At 64.4% G+C, this 19,156-nt stretch carries 20 protein-coding genes, 1 tRNA gene and 1 other RNA gene; 11 read left to right on the plus strand and 11 right to left on the minus strand.

Features of this window, described 5'->3' with window-relative positions; all coding sequences use genetic code 11:
- Positions 1-192 precede the first annotated feature (192 nt).
- Positions 193-396: a hypothetical protein gene (locus tag DGI_RS01905; RefSeq protein WP_021758945.1), complete on the plus strand. Its 204-nt coding sequence runs from the start codon at positions 193-195 to the stop codon at positions 394-396.
- Positions 393-788, plus strand: coding sequence for a VanZ family protein (locus DGI_RS16760; RefSeq protein WP_051286357.1), 396 nt, complete (start codon positions 393-395; stop codon positions 786-788). The genes DGI_RS01905 and DGI_RS16760 overlap by 4 nt, the downstream gene beginning before the upstream one ends.
- Before the next feature lie 118 nt (positions 789-906).
- On the opposite strand, the gene DGI_RS01915 is transcribed toward DGI_RS16760, so the two are convergent.
- Both DGI_RS01915 and DGI_RS01920 read right to left on the minus strand, forming a co-directional pair.
- A complete protein-coding gene (locus DGI_RS01915) occupies positions 907-1,752 on the minus strand; it encodes a DsbA family protein (protein WP_021758947.1) in 846 nt (281 codons plus the stop codon).
- Between the two features lie 105 nt (positions 1,753-1,857).
- Positions 1,858-2,376, minus strand: a complete 519-nt coding sequence (locus DGI_RS01920; protein WP_021758948.1) for a hypothetical protein — start codon at positions 2,374-2,376, stop codon at positions 1,858-1,860.
- A 173-nt stretch (positions 2,377-2,549) separates the two neighbouring features.
- Between DGI_RS01920 and DGI_RS01925 the strand changes: the two genes are divergently transcribed.
- From DGI_RS01925 to DGI_RS16765, 4 genes are all read left to right on the plus strand, one after another.
- Positions 2,550-2,639 (plus strand) — tRNA-Ser (locus DGI_RS01925).
- Positions 2,640-2,648: 9 nt separating this feature from the next.
- An RNA gene (gene ffs, locus DGI_RS17695) (signal recognition particle sRNA small type) lies at positions 2,649-2,744 on the plus strand.
- A gap of 155 nt (positions 2,745-2,899) precedes the next feature.
- Positions 2,900-3,298, plus strand: a complete 399-nt coding sequence (locus tag DGI_RS01930) for a response regulator (protein WP_021758949.1) — start codon at positions 2,900-2,902, stop codon at positions 3,296-3,298.
- 45 nt (positions 3,299-3,343) lie between these two features.
- Positions 3,344-4,060 (plus strand): Tim44 domain-containing protein, encoded by a 717-nt coding sequence (locus DGI_RS16765; protein ID WP_021758950.1) that lies wholly within the window; start codon positions 3,344-3,346, stop codon positions 4,058-4,060.
- 273 nt (positions 4,061-4,333) lie between these two features.
- Here DGI_RS16765 and DGI_RS01940 read toward each other — a convergent pair whose 3' ends face one another.
- The 4 genes from DGI_RS01940 to DGI_RS01955 form a co-directional block, all read right to left on the minus strand.
- Complete coding sequence (locus DGI_RS01940; protein ID WP_021758951.1) at positions 4,334-5,254, minus strand: cation diffusion facilitator family transporter; 921 nt, start codon at positions 5,252-5,254, stop codon at positions 4,334-4,336.
- 133 nt (positions 5,255-5,387) lie between these two features.
- A complete protein-coding gene (locus DGI_RS01945) occupies positions 5,388-6,335 on the minus strand; it encodes an aminotransferase class IV (protein WP_021758952.1) in 948 nt (315 codons plus the stop codon).
- 149 nt (positions 6,336-6,484) lie between these two features.
- The gene (locus tag DGI_RS01950; protein ID WP_021758953.1) at positions 6,485-7,537 is read right to left on the minus strand and encodes an aspartate-semialdehyde dehydrogenase; all 1,053 of its coding nucleotides are present in this window, start codon (positions 7,535-7,537) and stop codon (positions 6,485-6,487) included.
- Positions 7,538-7,607: 70 nt separating this feature from the next.
- Positions 7,608-8,024, minus strand: coding sequence for a bacteriohemerythrin (locus DGI_RS01955; RefSeq protein WP_027192947.1), 417 nt, complete (start codon positions 8,022-8,024; stop codon positions 7,608-7,610).
- Positions 8,025-8,273: 249 nt separating this feature from the next.
- On the opposite strand from DGI_RS01955, the gene DGI_RS01960 reads away from it, so the two are divergent.
- Positions 8,274-9,185 carry an SPOR domain-containing protein gene (locus DGI_RS01960; protein ID WP_158407275.1) on the plus strand — a complete coding sequence of 304 codons (912 nt, stop codon included), beginning with the start codon at positions 8,274-8,276 and terminating at the stop codon, positions 9,183-9,185.
- A gap of 90 nt (positions 9,186-9,275) precedes the next feature.
- On the opposite strand, the gene metF is transcribed toward DGI_RS01960, so the two are convergent.
- From metF to DGI_RS01985, 5 genes are all read right to left on the minus strand, one after another.
- Positions 9,276-10,190 (minus strand): methylenetetrahydrofolate reductase [NAD(P)H], encoded by a 915-nt coding sequence (gene metF / locus DGI_RS01965; RefSeq protein WP_021758956.1) that lies wholly within the window; start codon positions 10,188-10,190, stop codon positions 9,276-9,278.
- A 2-nt stretch (positions 10,191-10,192) separates the two neighbouring features.
- Positions 10,193-10,651, minus strand: coding sequence for a (deoxy)nucleoside triphosphate pyrophosphohydrolase (locus DGI_RS01970; protein WP_021758957.1), 459 nt, complete (start codon positions 10,649-10,651; stop codon positions 10,193-10,195).
- 2 nt (positions 10,652-10,653) lie between these two features.
- On the minus strand, positions 10,654-11,868 hold the full coding sequence (locus tag DGI_RS01975; protein WP_021758958.1) for an alanine racemase: 1,215 nt from the start codon (positions 11,866-11,868) through the stop codon (positions 10,654-10,656).
- An 86-nt stretch (positions 11,869-11,954) separates the two neighbouring features.
- Entirely contained in the window at positions 11,955-12,134 is a 180-nt protein-coding gene (locus tag DGI_RS01980) for a ferredoxin (RefSeq protein WP_021758959.1), read from the minus strand.
- Positions 12,135-12,311: 177 nt separating this feature from the next.
- On the minus strand, positions 12,312-13,886 hold the full coding sequence (locus tag DGI_RS01985; RefSeq protein ID WP_027192945.1) for a SagB/ThcOx family dehydrogenase: 1,575 nt from the start codon (positions 13,884-13,886) through the stop codon (positions 12,312-12,314).
- Between the two features lie 115 nt (positions 13,887-14,001).
- On the opposite strand from DGI_RS01985, the gene DGI_RS01990 reads away from it, so the two are divergent.
- The 4 genes from DGI_RS01990 to DGI_RS02005 all read left to right on the plus strand — a co-directional run bounded on the left by DGI_RS01990 (position 14,002) and on the right by DGI_RS02005 (position 19,057).
- Positions 14,002-14,718: an energy-coupling factor ABC transporter ATP-binding protein gene (locus DGI_RS01990; protein ID WP_021758962.1), complete on the plus strand. Its 717-nt coding sequence runs from the start codon at positions 14,002-14,004 to the stop codon at positions 14,716-14,718.
- Positions 14,719-14,804: 86 nt separating this feature from the next.
- The gene (gene serS, locus DGI_RS01995; RefSeq protein WP_021758964.1) at positions 14,805-16,082 is read left to right on the plus strand and encodes a serine--tRNA ligase; all 1,278 of its coding nucleotides are present in this window, start codon (positions 14,805-14,807) and stop codon (positions 16,080-16,082) included.
- 425 nt (positions 16,083-16,507) lie between these two features.
- Positions 16,508-18,559, plus strand: coding sequence for a HAMP domain-containing methyl-accepting chemotaxis protein (locus tag DGI_RS02000; protein WP_021758966.1), 2,052 nt, complete (start codon positions 16,508-16,510; stop codon positions 18,557-18,559).
- A 9-nt stretch (positions 18,560-18,568) separates the two neighbouring features.
- Positions 18,569-19,057, plus strand: coding sequence for a chemotaxis protein CheW (locus DGI_RS02005; protein ID WP_021758968.1), 489 nt, complete (start codon positions 18,569-18,571; stop codon positions 19,055-19,057).
- Positions 19,058-19,156 lie beyond the last annotated feature (99 nt).

Here is a 19,156-nt window from a genome sequence, read left to right on the forward strand (position 1 = left end):
GGCGAACCTTTTTGCAAAAAAAGTTCGCCATCGCCCGCTCCATGCAGCGTGATACTTCGCACCCAACGAGCCCGGCGTGGCTGGCGCGTGCCATCATTGACAGCAGGCACCAGCCATGCGAGATTTCGCAGTAGCGCAAAAAATGCGTAATGCTCTCGCAAGATACTGCAACCTTGAACGTACGGGAACGTCATGGGAATCAATCACATTGTACGCGGGATTATGATTGGCGGCTCGCTTGGCGTGTTCGCCTCGCTCCTGGGCATGGTGGACATGGGCCGTGGCGCGGCCTGGGGCATGCTGGGCGGTTTTTTTGCCGGCCTCACCCTGGCCCGGCGGGCGGAGAAACGTGCGGAAAAGAACCGGCAATCCAACCGCAACAAGGACGCCGAGTGAACGAAAACGGCACCGCCCGACGTCCCCGGTGGCGCGCGTTTTACGCCTTCTGGTTTGCCGGGGTGGCAGTGTACGCAGCCTTCTCCCTGGCGCCGTGGCAGTTCCCGTATCAGATCAACCTGTTCGGCAATATCATGCTGGACGAAGCCCTGCACTTTCTGGCCTTTGCCATGCTGGCGGTGGGGCTGCCGTACCAGTTCGCGTCGTGGCTGGATCTGGGCCTGGCCGTCCTGGTGCTGGTACTGCTGGGCGTGGCCACGGAGCTGGCGCAACTGTTCATCCCGTCCAGGGCCTTCGCCCTCCAGGACATGGCCGCCAACATCCTGGGCTGCCTCGCTGGGGTACTGCCCGGCATGGCGCACCGCATGGTACGCGCCCGGCGCTGCCGCTAGAGTACGTTGTTTTTGAAAAGAACTCTCGGGGGAAAACCTNAACCTTTTGCAAAAAGGTTTCCCCTCTCGCAATGTTTTTTCAAAATCAAAATGCTCTAAGGCAGCGCCGGCCTGCCGCTTACTGCGGCGGCGTTGCGCCCGGCTGCAGTCGCGGATCGTTCTGCAACACGAATTCCACCAGCGCCGTGAATTCCTCCAGGCTCAGGGCCCCACTCACGGTCACGCCATTGATGATGAAGGACGGCGTGCCCTGCAGGCCGAAGCGCTGGGCATCCTCCACGTCTTCCTTGATGCGCGTGAGCACCCTGTTGCTGGCGGCGTCCTGATTGAGGCGGTCCACATCCAGCCCCACCTCGCGGGCCTGCCCCAGCAGCCAATCCATGCCGCCGTCCTTGATCTGCTCCTGCCCCTGGAAATAGCGGTGGTACAGCTCCCAGGCCTTGGCTTCGTCCTGCAGGGAAGCCGCCTCGAACAGGGCCGCCGCGCTCTGGGCATGCTGATGGGACGAAAGGGGCATGTGCTTGAAGAACACGCGCATCGAATCGGCATACTTCAACTGCAGCAGCTCCAGTGTCCGGGCGGCCTGGCTGCAGTACGGGCACTGAAAATCGGAAAATTCCACTACCGTAATAGTGGCGTTATCCGGCCCGATGGACGGGCGGGAGTCATCCAGCCTGGGCATGATGCCCTGCTCCAGCTGGTTGAGCCGCTGGGCCAGCTGGGCCTTGTTCTGCGCCACGCGGAAGCCCTCGTCCACAATATGGAACACGGTTTCGTTGTTCGCAGCCAACACATCCATGATCATCGCCGGATCGTCCTTGATGGCGTCGCGCAACCACTCCCTGAAGTCTTCCTTGACGGCCACCTCATCGGCAGCGGCATTCTTGCCCGCGGGGGCGGGGGAGTCGCAGGCGGCAGGCAGGGCGAGCAGACAAAGCAACACGAGGCAGAGCAGACGGCGCATGCAGTCTCCGAAGCAGATGTATGGTTGTTGAACCCGGGAACAGCCGTTCTGTACAATTCCAGCCGACAGTTGACAAGCGCCCAATGCCGCCGCGCAGGACGACGGCTACTGCGGCACCGGCAGCAGGGCGTCGTCGTCCTGTGCGGGCTTGAGCGGCGCATAATAGAACGCAGATTTGGACATCGTTGTTTTATTGTTGAACTTCAGCTTGAACTTCAGCTGCTTGTCCGTAATGTTCCAGGCATAGACGTGCCAGTCGCCTTCCGCATATTCCTTTGCGGGGGTGGCGTCCAGTTCGGCGCTGAGGTTCTTGACGATGAGCGCCTTGTCTGCCTTGGCCTCGGCATTGCTGACAATGGTGATGATCCTGGCGTACAGCTTTTCGTCCACAAAGGCGTAGGCAATGGCCAGATTCAGCTTCTGCTGCTGTTCCAGATGGCAGGGGCCGACATAGTTGTAATAGGCGACTCCCTCTTTCTCCATATACTTGATGAAGTGCTGCTCCGCATTCAGCGTTGCAAGTCGCTCACCAAAGGGGAGATCCACGCAGTTGAAGCCCTTGGCCAGCACGTCGCCCGAACAGGCCAGCAGCAGCGCCAAAGACAACAGCAACGGTTTCATCATGTCGCCCTCCCACAGGCAGGTGCGGTGTGCACCGTTTCGCATCACAATAACACGTTGTCCGTCTGTGGCACACTCCGCGGGAGGGGTCAATCCTGCCGCATCATCGCCTTGCGCCGTGCACAAAAAAACTGCTTGCCACCCGCGACCGAATGCGCTATCAACCCTCTTCCCGCGGAGAGGTGACCGAGCGGCCGAAGGTGCACGACTGGAAATCGTGTGTACCCGAAAGGGTACCGAGAGTTCAAATCTCTCCCTCTCCGCCATCCTGATTTTTCAGGGAGCTGGGCGGCAATGGCGCTGCCAACCCCGTCAGACCCGAAAGGGAGCAGCGGCAACAGACGCTGTTGGGCGCCCGGCTCCCTCAAGGGCGCGCTGTGCACACGCATGGCGCGCCCTTGTTTTTTTGTTCACCGCGTCAAAAAAATCGTTGCTTTCCTCGATTTTTTGGATACGATCCAAGTCATTCCTTGTTGTCCTACAGCACTTTGCGTCGCGTCCTCGTGCAGACGCCAGGAGATTCAGCATGCGCGTGCTCATCGTGGAAGACGACTTTACCAGCCGAAAACTCATGCAAACCATCCTGTCTCCCTACGGTGACTGCGATGCTGCCGTGAACGGGCGCGAGGCGGTGGAAGCCTTTCAGAACGCATTGAACAGCGCCAAGCCGTATGATCTGGTGTGCATGGACATCATGATGCCCGAAATGGACGGCCAGGAAGCCCTCAAGCAGATCCGCGCCATTGAACGCACCATGGGGGTACGCGCTTCCGATGAAGTGAAAGTCGTGATGACCACTGCCCTGGACGACCCCAAAAACGTGGTGGAAGCCTACTACAAAGGCGGCGCCACCTCCTACATTCCCAAACCCATCGATCGGCAGCTCTTCATCCACCTGCTGCGCAATCTGGGCCTGATTCAGTAGGCCGATGCACCCAACCGCCGCCACCTGCAGCTCCCGTGTGACGCCATGGGCGACATAATCTGGATCATCCTGCTGCTCGTCATGGCCTGGTTCCTGTTCGCCAGGCCCCGCGACGACGCCGACGACGGGTCCGGCTCCGACGACAGCACCACGCCGCCCAGGCGCGATGGCCGGCCCTCCCCCGGCGATCTGCGGCCGCCCTCCAGGTATCAGGCGCCGCCTGCTGCGCCCGGCTCGGCGTCCGGGCCTGAGTCCCCAGACACGGAACCCACCCCCCGCGAAGCCAGCGAGGCCTACCGCCGCGCCCAGGCCATGTGGGATTCCCTGCGCTCCGCCCCCTCGCCGCGCAACGGCGACACCGCCGCTGCATCCCGCAAAGCCGGCAGCCAAGGCTTCGATCCCGAAGAATTCCTGCAGGGCGCGCGCATGGTCTATGCCCGCATCCAGGAAAGCTGGGACGCCCGCGACCTGGCAGACATCCGCGAGTTTGTGGACGATCAGGTCTTCAACAACCTGCAGGCACTGGCCGCCAAGGACCCTGCGCCCTCCCATGCCACCATCCTCACCCTGGACGCCGCCTTCCTGGATATTGAGCCGGAACGTGATCGCGAGGTGGCCAGCGTGCGCTTCCGGGTGCGCATGAGCAAGAACGACAAGCCGCCGTACACCATCGAAGAAATCTGGCACTTCGGCCGCGAGCTTTCCGCCGAAGGGGCCCCCCTCGGCATGTGGAAAGTGGTGGGCATCAGCCAAGTGGCCTGATACGGGCCCGGACATCCTTCCTTCGGACACCAGCTTGGCAGGCGGGCGCACCCTTTCCAAAAGGTTTCCCCTCTCGCATATGCTTTTTCAAGAGTAAACTGCTCTAGAGCAAGTTACCTTTGAAAGAAGTTCTCGGGGAAAAACCTTTCTCAAGAAAGGCTCTTCCCCCGACCCCCCTTCTCAAAGACTTTCGTTAGAATGACAAAGTATTATAAAAGTTTTGGAAGGGGAGAGCGCGAGNCTCGCACTGTCCTTTTTCAAGTGTAACCTGCTCTAGCCCTGCGTCGGCAGCGGGCATTTCTGCGCCTGCACATACAGCCGTTTGACCGCAGGGACCTGGGCCTTGATGCTGGCATCCAGCTCGCAGACGATTTCCTCCACGCGGCCGGCGGGGATATCGTCGTGAAAATCCGCGCTGATGGTCACCAGCACCGTGTCCGGCCCCATGTGCATGGTGGAGATCTCCGAGATGCCGGCCAGCTCTGGTCGCGCCGCCGCCAGACGATGCAGCACGGCCACCACGCCGGGATCCGCAGCCTCGCCGATGAGCAGCCCCTTGGTCTCGAAGGCCAGGAACACCGCCGCGCCAGCCAGCAGCAGCCCGATGCACACGGCTGCGATGCCATCGAAATACGGATTGCCCGTGGCATGGCCCAGGGCAATGCCGGCCAGGGCCACCAGCAGGCCAGCCATGGCGGCAACATCCTCAAACAGCACCACAAAAATGGCCGGATCCTTGCTGGCGCGCACGGCCGTGAGCCAGCCGACGCTGCCCTTGGTCTTGCGGAACTCCCGCACGGCCACGCTGCAGGAATAGCCTTCAAAGCCAAGGGACGCCGCCAGCACCAGATAGCTCAGCCAGGGGCTTTCCACCGGTTTGGGGTGCAGCAGATGGTGGATGCCTTCATAGATGGACACCCCGGCGCCAAGGCCGAAAATGGAGATGGCCACCACAAAGCTCCAGAAATACACTTCCTTGCCATAGCCATAGGGGAACTGTGCGTCTGCCGGACGGGCGGCGCGTTTGAGGCCGTGGAGCAGCAGCAACTGGTTGCCGCAGTCCACCAGGGAGTGCACGCCCTCGCTGAGCATGGCCGCGCTGCCGCTGATGCTCGCGGCGATGAACTTGGTCACGGCGATGGCCGTGTTGCCCAGCAACGCCGCGATGATGACCTTTTTGGACCCGTGCGCCATTGCGTTCCTCCAAGGCACAAGACTGGTTCTCCAGGGAGAAAATCCCCCTGGCCCCTTTTTGCCTGCCTGGCGAATGAAAAAAATCGGGGGAACTGCGTTCGATACCGCTGCGTTCCCCCGAACCTGCTTCCGCTTATCCCTCGTAGACCAGCACGCCTTCCTGCCGCAAATCCTGACGCAGCAGTTCGCGCATGCGGCGGGTGATCGGGCCGGGCCGCACGTCGTGCACGGGCTTGTCGTTGTAGCGCACAATGCCGATGGCGTCCCAGGTGGTGCCCACCACCAGCAGCTCCCTGGCCTCCAGCAGCTCATCCTCGTGCACGGGCCGGCGGAGCACCGGAACCTCGTTGCTGATGAGCTCCACGGCACGCACCACCGTGGTGCCGGCCAGGGCACGGTCAAACTCGGGAATCACCAGCTTGCCGTGCCGGTCCACCATGCAGATGTTCTCGGTGGCGCCCTCGGCCAGGTAGCCGTGTTCATCAAAACAGATGGCAAAATCCGCGCCCAGGGCCTTGGCCTCGCGCTTCATCAGGGCGTTGGGCAGGTAGTCCGTGGACTTGATGCGCGCAAACCAGCCCTGCTTGGCCGGCGTGGAGACCTTGGCCGCGGTGACGCCCTTGTCGTAGAAGCTCTCGGGCTTGGGCGTGTACGCATAGGTGATGATGAACAGGGAGGCGACGGGACATTCGGCCATGTCGATGCCAAAGCCGCCCACGCCGCGGCCCAGCAGAATGCGCACGTAGCCATGGGGCCGATTGGCCAGACGGGCGGTTTCCACGGTCAGGGAGGCGATTTCCTCCCACGGGCAGGGCGGATTCAGGTGGATGGCCGCCGCACCGCGGGAGAGCCGGCCCACGTGGGGCTCCAGCTGATAGAGCCGGCCGTCTTCCCACTTGAGGGTTTCAAAGAGCCCGTCGCCCCGGTGGACAAGGTGATCGTCCAGGGGCAGGAGCATGAGGGCCGGATCCGTGGTGCAGGCGCGAACCTGGTGGTTGTAGCAGGCCAGATAGTTCTGGCTGCCGGGCCTGGGCTGGCCGACCAATCGTTCCAGAAACGCCTGACTGTCGAGCACGTCCATGAGACATCTCCGCGAGAACGGAAAAAGCGAGGGGCATCGTGTTGATGTGTTCCCCTCGCGTCTTTCCATCTCAAACTAGGGTTTGATTGCAGCAAGCAAGGCGGGCCGGGGCTGTTTCCCGTGTTGGGGAGCAGCTCGACGCGCCCGGATTACTTCGTTTCGAACACGTTCCTGTCCTGCACGCGCACCAGGCCGCGGGCGGCCAGGGTTTCGGCGATCTGCACGGCGTTCAGGGCCGCGCCCTTGCGCAGGTTGTCCGCCACCACCCAAAGATTGAGGCCGTTTTCGATGGTGTCGTCCTCGCGGATGCGGCCCACGTAGGTGTCGTCCATGCCGCCGGCATTGATGGGCATGGGGTAGATCTTCTCGCCAGGGTTGTCCAGCACGCGCACGCCGGGGGCCTGGGCGAGCACAGCCCGGGCTTCCTTGGCGGTGAGCTTCTTTGCCGTTTCGATGTTCACGGATTCCGAATGGCCGAAGAAGACCGGCACGCGCACAGCCGTGGCAGTGACGCGGATGGAGTCATCCCCCATGATCTTCTTGGTTTCGTGCACCATTTTCATTTCTTCCTTGGTGTATTCATTCTCCAGGAAGACGTCGATCTGCGGCAGGACGTTGAAGGCGATGCGGTGCGGGTAGACCTTGTTCTCCACCTCCTGGCCGCCCATCAGACCGCGCACCTGGCGCTCCAGTTCCTCAATGGCCTTCTGCCCGGTGCCGGACACAGCCTGATACGTGGAGACCACCACGCGGGTGATGGTGGCGGCATCGTGCAGGGGCTTGAGGGCCACCACCATCTGGATGGTGGAGCAGTTGGGATTGGCGATGATGCCGTTGTGCCAGTCCAGGTCGTCCGGATTCACTTCCGGCACCACCAGGGGGCAACGGTCGTCCATGCGCCAGGCGCTGGAGTTATCCACCACCACGCAGCCAGCGGCGGCGGCATACGGCGCAAATTTTTCGGACGTGCTCCCGCCGGCGGAGAACAGGGCGATATCCACTCCCTGGAAGGAGGCTTCGGTGAGCTCTTCCACCAGGAGTTCCGTGTTTTTGAACGGCACGGTGCTGCCCGCGGACCGGGAGGACGCCAAGGCGATGACCTTGGATGCGGGGAAGTCGCGCTCTTCCAGAATCTTGAGCATTTCTCTGCCAACGGCGCCCGTGGCGCCGGCCACGGCCACGACGAATTGCTGTGCGCCCATGCCTGTGTGCTCCTTGAGAGGCGGTTGCGACCGGGACGGCGCCGCCCCGGTCGAAATGACAAGGAAGTCGTTATTGAATGCCTTGCTGATTCAAAAATTTTCCAAACCGGGCGTCAATGCCGGTCACGTGAGTTTTCCACCAGTCGGTCAGGAAGTCCAGCACCTCGGGCGTGAGTTCACCCTGAGGATCGCCGACGTATTCCAGCAGGAAATCCACAATCCTGGTAAAAAACATGGTGTGCTGCTGCAGATGGATGGTCAGCTCACTGTATTGCCCATCAAACCGCCGCATCAAGGATTCTTCCGTGGCGAAATGCGTGTGGGCATAGTCGTGCAGTTCGTTGATGATGCCGGCAAGCACCTCCCGCTCCTGTCCTTGCATGTAGGCCAGCAGCAGGGCATTGATGGTGTCCGTGAGGCGGCCGTGCTGTTCGTCGATGGTGGCAACGCCAATATGAAGGGACTCGTTCCAATCGATGGGGTGCATATGCTCTCCGTGAGGGAAGCGCGGGCATGGCGGCAGGCAGAATGCGCCTCCCGGGGTGGCGGCACCGTACACCAACAGCAGGGGATTTGACAAACTGCAGTTTTTGTTGTGCTGCGCCGGCAAAAAGCTTGCTATTTTCTAGTCTTTTTTTAACAATCCCCCAGTGTCGTCATTCAGGATGTACCCGGGTCGGGGGGTGGATTAATGCGCACGCAGGGATTTCACATCGTCCGGATGGCGCGGGGTGGCTTGGCATGTGCCCTTGGCCTCGGCTGCCTCGCCGTCCTCGCGTGGGCATGGCGGCCCTGCCCCGCCGCAGCGGCCCCGCAAGGCGCGCAGTTCGCCATCATGGCCGAACGGTTCGACCATGAACAACCGGCCCGCGTGCTGGCGGACACCCTGCGCAAACGCGGCCTCAATCCCTACCTTTTCGAGGCCCTGGCCGACAATGGCAGCAGCGTGTTCGCCGTACGGCTGGACATCTTCGATTCCCTGCTGCAGGCCCTGGCAGCGCAGGACGCGCTGGCCCAAAAAAGCAGGATGCCCCTTGTCGTCACTCCTGGCGGCAGCGCCGACCCCGTCAATCTGGCTGTCGTGACCCTGTTCGTGCAGACGGGTGCATATGACACCGAGTCCGCCGCCCGGCAGGCCCTGGCGGAGCTGGTGGCCCGCGGCCGGGAGACTGCCGGCATGATCCCCCTGCACGAGGCTGGCGCGCCGCCACGCATTGTGGTCCATGCCGGCACGTACGACTCCTACCCTGCCGCGGCCAAGGCCGCCGCTGCCCTGGCGAAAAAATGGAAGGTCCAGGCGACTGTCAACGTCATGGACACCGCCCTGTACGTCTCGCGCCAGGTGCCGGCCCGCACGGCCGTGCCCGAAGCCTTTGTGAAAAAGGAGCCGGAACCGCAGAAGACGCCGGCTGCTACCCCGGCTGCTGCCCCGGCCCCGGCCCCGGCTGCCGCCGCTGATCCCGCGGCCAACGCCACGCCGGCACCGTCCGAGCCTGTCCGCCCCGCACCGGCGACCACCAAGGCTGCCGCGCCCAAGGCATCGCCCCCGAAACGCGAGACGCCGAAAGAACCCGCCGCACCAGCCGGGCCCGCCGCACCGGTCACCCCCCTGCCCATCCCGCCCAATGCCTACCCGCCGCCGGAATAGCCAACCCCACACGACCGCAGCAAATAGGGCGAGGCGGCCTGCCCGTGTCAGCAGCACCGCCCCGCATGGCCAGTCAAACCGGCAAGGGTGTCAGCAACTGCCCGTCAAAGGGCAGACATCGGCATCCTTGACGATGCGCAGGCAGGCCGCGGCCTTGTTCAAGGTGTACAGATGCACGCCGGGCGCACCGCCGCGCAGCAGGCCCAGCACCTGTTCCCGGGCATGGGCGATGCCTGCGTCGGGCACGGCCGCGGCCGGTTCGCCGCGCTCCCTGGCCGCCTGATCCAGAGCATCCGCCGCCTGCAGTTCGGCCTGGTATTCCGGGGTGATGGAGGCCCCGCACATGGCCGCCATGCGCTGCACCGAGGCCATGGAGAGGACCGGCAGCACCCCGGGCAGCACCGGCAGGGCAATCCCCATGGCGCGGAGCTGGTCCACATAGGCAAAATACAGGGCGTTGTCGAAAAAGAGCTGGGTGACGATGAAGTCTGCGCCGGCGTCCACCTTGATTTTCAGGGCAGCCAGATCGGTATCCATGCTGGGGGCTTCGGGGTGCTTCTCCGGATAACCGGCCACGCCCACGCACATGTTCGGGTGCCGGGCCTTGATGAATCGCACCAGGTCGCTGGCGTAGCGGAAGCGGGCGTCGCTGGGGATGAAGTTCGCCTCGCCCTTGGGCGGGTCCCCGCGCAGGGCCAGGATGTTTTGCACGCCGGCCGCGGCCAGGGCATCCAGATACCCGGCCAGGGCCTGTTCCTCCGCGCCCACGCAGGTCAGGTGGGCCATGGGCACCAGACCGTGCCCGCCCTTCAGGGTCGTCACCAGCTCCAGGGTGCGATCGCGCGTGGAGCCGCCGGCACCGTAGGTCACGGAGACAAAGAGCGGCCGCAGGGACTTGAGCTGCTCCACTTCCTCATAAAATTCCGGCCACTTTTCCTTCTCCTTGGGCGGGAAGAACTCCAGGGAGACGAACTGCCCGTTGGCCATCAACTCGATAATCCGCATGACTACTCCTTGCCTTCCGCATGCGCGACGGCGAGCCGGGTGCTGTCTGCACGGATGAGGGCGAGCACGCCCTGATCGGCAGGCAGGAACGGCAGGGCCGCCGCGGTATGGCCATCGCACCAGACAAGGGCCTGCCCGTCGTACGGGTGCACCTCGCCTGACCATTGGTCCACATGAAAAAAATGCACCACCACATGCGCGTGAGGGTACACGTGGGTGGTGGCATGAAACAGCGCCCAGGACAAGACCTCCACCCCGAGTTCCTCGCGCAGCTCCCGTACCAGGGCCTGGGCCACGGTTTCGCCCGGTTCCGCCTTGCCCCCGGGAAATTCCCACCAGCCGGCCATGGGCTTGCCTGCGGGACGTTGCACCGCCAGAAACCGGCCCTCCTTCCAGAGAACGCCGGCCGCCACCACCACCGGCGCGGCGGCTGCATCGCAGGGAGACGGATCAGGAGGCATGATCAGATTGCCGGCGGGGCCGCGGCCGGTCTGCCGGGCCGGGCGAGCACAGGCCAGGATTCCAGCCGGCCATCGGGAAACGCCACGGTCAGGTGCTCCGTCAGGTTGGTCACGCTGCAGGCATGCGCCGGCAGAATGCGCACCTTTTCGCCCACGCGGGGGCCGATGCCATGGTGGACCATGAACGCATGTTCTTCGGAAAGTTTGACGATGGGATAGCCCTCGGCATCGCCAGGGCTTTCCGGATGCAGCGGAAAGGCCAGGCCGTGCCGGGGAGCGTCCTCGTCAGGGCTGGGAGCAAGCGCCAGACCGTGCGGGCCGGCATCGGAGGAAAGGGTCTTGGAGCCGGCGTCCAGGATGCAATACTTCCAGTTGCGGCTCACCACCGTGGCCACCACCCACAAGGCGGGGTCGTCCAGGGTGGCCAGCCCCAGGCGCACGGCCTGCAGATCCAGAAAGATGTAATTGCCGGGACGAATTTCCTGCACGCCGGCAAAGGATTCCGCGGCCAGGGCCGTGGGCGTGGCGCCCACACTGACCACCGGCGGGTGAAAGCCGGCGTCCTGCAGCCGCATTCTGGCCAGGGCCATTTTGAGGATTTCATCGCCGGCGATGGCCCGCACGCCCTGTGCATCGCCCGCAGCATAGGCATGGCCGGCATGGGAGAGGATGCCGGCGAAGCGCAGTCCGGCACACCGGGACACGGCCCGGGCCAGCTCCACCAGCACGCCGGATTCCGGCGCCACGCCGCAGCGTCCCAGGCCCACATCCACCTTGAGAAACACGCCCCAGCGGGAGTCGCCGTCGGTCAGGGCCGGGCACGGATGTTTCGCGGCTGCCTCGGCCAGGGCCGTGAGCACGAGCAGGCCATCCACCACAAACAGCAGTTCGGCGGCCTTGGCGGCAGCCAGGGCCATGCAGCGTTCCAGTCTGGCGACTTGGGGTTGCGGATAGGCCATGGTGACGGATGGCACGCCGGCCGCCAGGAACGCACAGGCTTCCTCGACGGTGGCCACGGTGAGGCCCACCGCGCCTGCGGCCAACTGCAGCCGGGCAATCTGCCCCGATTTATGCGACTTGGCATGCGGACGCAATGCAACGCCCTGGGTCTGGGCCTTGCCCTGCATGTGGCGGAGATTCGCGTCCAGACGCGTCTGATCCACCAGCACGGCCGGGGTTTCCAGACGAAGAGCGAGGGGCGTCCAGGGTGGTGTCATGGCGCGACGCGGTGAAAAGGAAGGAACCCGGCCCGGTCACCAAAATGGCCAGGCCGGGGTTCGTACAACGTTGGGGAACAGCGACTTCAGGACCGAATGATCGCTTCGGCAGGGCAGCTGTCGATGGCTTCTTCCACGCAATCCAGATCGGAATCGGGATTGATAACCACAGCCTTGTCGCCTTCTTCGTTCATTTCGAACACGTCGGGGCAGATTTCCACACAGGCTTCACAGGCCATGCAATCGTCATTGACTTCGATAGGCATTGTCCTCTCCTTAAGCTAGGGGTGACCAAGTCAGGTTGTATGAGAGAGTGGCGGTTGCGGGTTGCATGCTGACAGTCGCCAGTCATTGCAACCTGTTCCATTCTTCCAAGACATAGCCGGTTGGAGAGGCCATAGCAAGGGGCCTTCCGCAAGGCAAGCGATTCCACTTAAAAAATATCACGTCGCCTCCGCAACTGGCCCGGCCGGCACGGCGTACAGCAGGCGCGCCGCGCCCCGCAGGCCCAGGACGGCGCCGGCTTCGTCGTCAAAAAAAGCACCCACGCCGCAGGCCCCCCAGCCCAAGGAGGTGGCCGCCAGATAGACCCGCTGGCCCAGCCGCCCGGCAGCCAGCCCCAGCGCCCGGTAACTGCGCGGCCCCCAGCGGCCCTCGCACGCGGCCACATCTGCCACCATGCACACCTGCACCGCCGCCCGCACCATCCACGTCTGCCCAAGACAGGCCAGGGCCAGGGCCTCGTGCGGCGCATCAGGATGCAGTAAGGTCAGGGTCCGGCCCTCCCTGTCCAGGGCGTACAGCCCGTCTGAAAATCCGTCAATATTCCGAAGCCCCAGGGCCAGGCACAGGTTGCGCGCCCCGCGGTCCTGCAGACTGCGGTCGCACAGCAGGTGGCAGAACGCCTGAAACGTGGCCGCCGGCACGGGCTCCGAGACAAACCGACGCTGGCTGCGCCGGCTGAGGATGGTCCGCGAGATGGACGGCCACAGCCGCTCGGCATGCACGGCGGCGGCATCCTGCAAGGGAAGGGGCTCCCGGACGTCTGCCCCGAACAGCGTTTCGACCGCCGGCGGCGAGGCTGCCTCGGACCGACCCACAAAACGCGACTCGATGTTGCCGGCGCGGTGCAGGCCCAACAGTACCGGCCACGGCCGTTCCACCCGGGCGCACCGGCTGGCGTCCTGCACGGCGTTGCGATCGGCAAACTCGGCCAGGGGTCCGGCCGGAGCCGGCATGGCGGCAAAGGCGTCCGGCATCTCGCCGCTGAAAAACGGGATGGCCAGCAGGCAGATCTCGCGTTCGCCATCCAGTCCCAGGAGGGCGTTCATGGCGTCGTCCTTGAAATCCGCCGCCCACATGGCGCCGTAGCCCTCCAGCCACAGGGCCAGCAGCAGATTCTCCGCCAGATGCCCGGCGTCCAGCAGCAGGTAGCGGTAGGCCCGCTCGCCGTATTTCCAGGCCGAGCGGTGCACGATGGCGGTAATGCAGGCCACGCCGGCCAAACGGGAGGGACGCGAAGAAGCCTCCGGCAGCCCCGCCGCCATGGCCGCCACGCCCAGGGCATCGCCGTGCCGCAGCAGGGTCAGGCTGTGGGTTTCGGGCTGATGGTGCCAGAGCCCGGGGACAAGACGGCCTTCGGGGTCCGCATGCTCCCAGGCCCCGCCCAGGGCCAGATACAGTTCGCAGGGGAACAGCCCCCCGGCGGACGCCCAGGTGCGGAAATGATATGCCCCGCCGCCCTGGATGCGAGTCCGGGTGATGCCGGAGGCCAGGCCCAGGATGTTCGATAACTGCTGCAGACTGGGCCGGCCGGTGCGGGCATGGCGTCCCTGCAGGAGCAGGGGCAGGGACTGCGCGGCCGCAACGGCGCACGCAGGCAGGGGCAGTAGCTGTTCCACTGCGCCAGGAGGATATCGTTTGAACACTTCCGGCCGATGCGCCCAGTCCAGTTCCCGGCCGGCAAGCCGTTCGCGCACGTGGCTGGTGGCGTGATGGTACTCCATGGCGGACGTCATGCCAGTCTCCCTGCCGCTGCAGGCTTGCCCAGACAGCGGCTGATGCGGTACGGGAAACCGCCGGCGGCGATTTCCCTCCGGTTTCGTGCTACCATCTTTCGCCCGGCATGACAAAATGATTTCCGCTGCCAATCTCGAATTCGCATATGCAGACGCCCCCCCTGCCCTGCAGGATCTGACGTTCGCCCTGACGGCGGGCTCCATCACCTGTCTGGCCGGGCGCAACGGCAGCGGCAAATCCACCCTGCTGGGGCTCATGGCCGGCCTGTATCCCCCCACCCGCGGCGTCCTGCATCTGGCCGGGCATCAATCGCCAGGAGACGAACGCGCCCTGCGCAGCCGCGCCCGGCTGGTGCTGCAAGAGGCGGATCTGCAATGCCTGGGGGCCACGGTGGGGGAAGATCTGCTCCTGGGAACCGACGACCTCGCCGCCGCCCGGACCCTGGCAGCCCGCATGGGACTGGCCGCGCTCTGGGACGCGCCCATCCATACCCTCTCCCATGGCCAGAAACGCAAATGCGCCATCGCCGCCGCCCTGCTGGCCACGCCGGATGTGCTGCTGCTGGACGAGCCCCTGAGCGGGCTGGACCACCCGGCCGTCCTGGAGCTGCGCGCCATCATCCAGGAAAACCAGACCGCCGGCATGACGCAGGTCATCTCCACCCACGACCTGGAACCGGTGCTTGATCTCTGCGATCATGTGCTGGCCCTGGAAGCCGGCCGGCTGGTCTGTTTCGACACCCCGGCCGCAGCCCTGCCCCGCCTGGCGGCCATGGGCCTGCGCCCGCCATGCTCCTGGCGCTTTGCCGGCCGCGTGGAGCCATATGTCTGAAGCCGGCCCCACTGGACCGGCGGCGACGATTCCGCTACCCTGTTTCGCGCATCATCCCCGTCCCTGCCAACCACGAAGAAGCGACCATGCTCGACATCAAACGCCTGCAGAAAGATCCGGACGCCATCCGTCAGGCCCTGGCCCATCGGCATTCTCCCCTGAATGTGGATGATTTTCTGACCCTGGACGACGAGCGCCGCCGACTCATCCAGGAAACCGACGCCCTGAAGGCTGAACGCAACACCGCGTCCGCCGAAATCGGCAAACGCAAGCGCAGCGGCGAGCCTGCGGAAGCCCTCATGGCCCGCATGGGCGAGGTGAACGCCCGCATCAAGGAACTGGATGTGCTGCTGGCCGAGGCCGACGCCAAGGTGGAAGCCTGGATGCTCGCCTGTCCCAACGCGCCCCATGCCAGCACCCCCGTGGGCGCTTCCGAGGCCGACAATCCCGTGGTGCATGTGTGGGGCGAAAAGCCGGCCTACGACTTCGCCCCCAAGGAACATTGGGAGCTGGGCGCGACCCTGGGCGGACTGGACTTTGAACGCGCGGCCAAGATCTCCGGGGCCCGCTTCGCCGTCTCCTGGGGCTGGGCTGCCAGGCTGGAGCGCGCCCTGGCGGCCTTCATGCTGGACGTGCACACCCAGGAAAACGGCTACACCGAGGTGGCCACGCCGGTCATCGTCACCGCCAAAACCCTCTACGGCACCGGGCAACTGCCCAAGTTCGCCGAGGATCTGTTCAAGCTCGAAGGCACGGACCAGCACCTCATCCCCACGGCAGAGGTGCCCGTGACCAATCTGCACGCCGACGAAACCCTGCCTGAAGAGTCCCTGCCACGGGCCTACTGCGCCCACACGCCCTGCTTCCGCTCCGAGGCGGGCAGCGCAGGCAAGGACACCCGCGGCCTCATCCGCCTGCATCAGTTCAACAAGGTGGAGCTGGTGCGCCTCTGCCGCCCCGAAGACAGCTATGCCGAGCTGGAGACACTGCGCCGCCACGCGGAATCCATCCTCCAGAAGCTGGGCCTGCATTATCGCGTCATCGAATTATGCACCGGTGACATTGGCTTTTCCTCGGCCAAGACATACGACCTGGAAGTCTGGCTGCCCGGCCAGAACGCCTACCGCGAAATCTCCAGCTGCTCCAATTGCGAAGACTTCCAGGCCCGCCGCGCCGGCATCCGCTGCAAGAGCAAGGCGGACAAGAAATCCCGCCTCGTCCACACCCTGAACGGCTCCGGTCTGGCCGTGGGCCGCACCCTGGTGGCTGTGCTGGAAAACGGCCAGCGCGCCGACGGCAGCGTGGTCATTCCCGAGGCCCTGGTGCCGTATATGGGCGGACTGCGGGTCATCACGCCGGCATAACTTCTTGCATCAGTATAAAAACGCGGCGCAGGAGAGAGTCTTCCCCTGCGCCGTGTTGCATTTCAGCGCCGTTTCTTTTTTTTGGACTGCGACCCGCAGCCGGACGCCGGCCCTCAGCCGGACACGCCGGCCTTGGGCAGGATGAACCCGAACAGGGCCACGGCGAGCACCACCAGCACAATCACGCCAAACACATCGCCCATCTGGTCCTCCTTGCATGGTCTCGAAACATGACAACTGTAGCCACGGCCCGGACTTCTGGCAAGATTCTGGCCGTCGTGTCAGCTTTTTTCCCCCAACGCCTTGCGGTTTTAGTGCATATCCCGTAGTCATGAAGCCAGCCATCCGTACGGATATCATCCCCCATGACGAGGGATGACTAATGAATCCAGGCTATTCGCCAACCAGCTTTCGTGGGGGAGCTCATGAAAAATCTTAAACTGGCGTATAAAATCGGTATCGGTTTCGGGCTGCTCATCGTCATTTCGTGCGCCCTGGGGGGGGTAGCCATTTGGAACATGCAAGGCGTGGAGGATCAGTCCACCACGCTCTCCAATGAATTCATCCCGGAAGTCGGTCTGGCCGGGCGCATTGAGCGCGACACCGCCGCCCTCATGTACGCCATGCGCGGCTACGGCTTCAGCGAAGAAGACGCCTTCTGGCAGCAGGCCACCGCCGCGCTGACCGATCTCAAGGAGGCGCTGCGGAACACCAAGGCCCATGCCGAGCACTATCCGCGCCTGGTCAAACTCAAGGAACAGCTCCCGCAGGCCGAAAAAGCGACGGCCGAATACGAGCTGCTGATGACCAAAACCCGCGACAACATCCAGGCCATGGCCAAAATGCGCGCGGCCATGGAAGCGGCGGCCGCGGACTTCATGCAGAACCTCAGCCCCTTCCTGCGGGACCAGCACGAGGCCTTGAAGTCGGAGCTGACTTCCATGGCCGGGTCCAGCGCCACGCTGGAGCGCCAGCAGAAAATTCTCTGGCTTGAAGACATCAACAACCGTGCCTTCACCGCCCGCCTGCTCAACATCAAGGCCATGGCCTGGCGCGACGCGTCCCTTGCCGACGACTCCCTGAAGGCCCTGCAGGCCATCGACCCGATTCTTGATCAGCTCAAGACAGTGACCCGCCAGCAGGCAAACCTGGAGCAGATCGCCAACTGCCGCAAGGCCTCGGCCGCCTATGCCAAGGCCGTGGAAGGATTCCTGGTTGAGTGGAAGCTGCTGCAGCAGCTCAATGCGGACCGCACCCGCGTGGGCGGGGATGCCACCGCCGCGGCCCAGGCCATCGCCACCGCCGGCATGGAGGCCACCACCACCGTGAGCAACGAGGCCGTGGCGTCCATGGCGTCGGCCATCCGCGTGCTCTTCGTGGGCTTGTCTGCTGCGATCATCATCGGCGTGTTCCTGGCATGGGTCATCACGCGCATGATCACCCGGCCCGTGGCCCAGGGCGTGACTTTTGCCGAGGCCATGGCCCAGGGCGATTTCACGCGCACCCTGAACATCGACCAAAAGGACGAAGTGGGCGCGCTGGCCAAGGCCCTCAACGAAATGGTCGCCCGCCTGCGCGAGGTGGTGGGCGAGGTGCAGAGCGCGTCGGACAACGTGGCCTCCGGCTCCGAGGAGCTTTCCGCCTCGGCCCAGAACATGAGCCAGGGCGCCACGGAACAGGCCGCCAGCGTGGAGGAAATCTCCTCTTCCATGGAAGAGATGAGCGCCAACATCCGCCAGAACGCTGAAAACGCCGTGGAGACCGAGCGCATCGCCCTCAAGGCCGCCAAGGACGCCCAATCCGGCGGCGAGGCCGTGGGCAAAACCGTCTCGGCCATGAAGCAGATTGCGGAAAAGATCTCCATCATTGAGGAAATCGCCCGTCAGACCAACCTGCTGGCCCTGAACGCAGCCATTGAGGCCGCCCGGGCCGGCGAACACGGCAAGGGCTTTGCCGTGGTGGCTGCGGAAGTGCGCAAGCTGGCCGAACGCTCCGGCGCGGCAGCCAACGAAATCAGCGACCTCTCCTCCACCAGCGTGGAAATTGCGGAAAAGGCCGGGCAGATGCTCACCGTCATCGTGCCGGATATCCAACGCACCGCGGAACTGGTACAGGAAATCGCCGCTGCCTCCAACGAGCAGAACTCCGGTTCGGATCAGATCAACAAGGCCATCCAGCAGCTGGATCAGGTGGTGCAGCAGAACGCCTCGGCCTCCGAAGAAATGGCCTCCACCTCCGAGGAACTCTCCAGCCAGGCCCAGCAGCTGCAAGCCACCATGTCCTTCTTCCGCGTGGACAGCACCGGCGGCACAGTGCGGCGCACGGCGGCCGTGGTGCGCAAGCCCCTGCCCGCCGCCAAGCCCAAGGCGGCCATCCAGGGCAGAACCCAGCGGCCCGCGCCCAACACCGCCGCCTCAGGCGGCGTGCGGCTGGAGCTCAAGGACGACCTGGCCGACGACGAGTTTGAACGGTATTAGGAGGCTGGCATGAGCGAGACCCTGGCCCAGCTCAATCAGCACCTCACCTTCACCCTGGGCGGCGAGCAGTTCGCCTGCAACATCGCCTCGGTGCGGGAAATCCTTGATGCGGCGGAAACCACCCGCATCCCGATGACGCCGCCGTACATGCGTGGCGTCATCAACGTGCGCGGCCATGCCGTGCCCGTGGTGGATCTGCGGGTGAAGTTCGGCATGGAGACAGCGCCGGACACGGTCAACACCTGCGTTATCATTGCAGAAGTCACTGTCGGCGCCGAGGCGGTGCTGCTGGGAGCCCTGGCGGATTCCGTGCAGGAAGTACTGGAGATTCCGCAGGATACCATCTCCCCGCCCCCCAGGCTGGGGGCCAGCATCGACACCCGGTTCATGACCGGCATGGCCCGCATGGGCGAACGGTTCTGCATTTTGCTGGATCTGAACGCCGTCTTCTCCGTGGATGAACTGGCGGAAGTGGCCGCCTGCAGTCAGGCCGCCTGACGCCTGCCCTCCCCCGCGTGCTTGCGGCCCGGTGCGTGATGCGCCGGGCCGCTTTTTTGTGGTGCAATCCATCGCGCATGGTGTACCCTTCCACGATGT

It is taken from the genome of Megalodesulfovibrio gigas DSM 1382 = ATCC 19364, from assembly GCF_000468495.1.
Classification (GTDB): domain Bacteria; phylum Desulfobacterota; class Desulfovibrionia; order Desulfovibrionales; family Desulfovibrionaceae; genus Megalodesulfovibrio; species Megalodesulfovibrio gigas.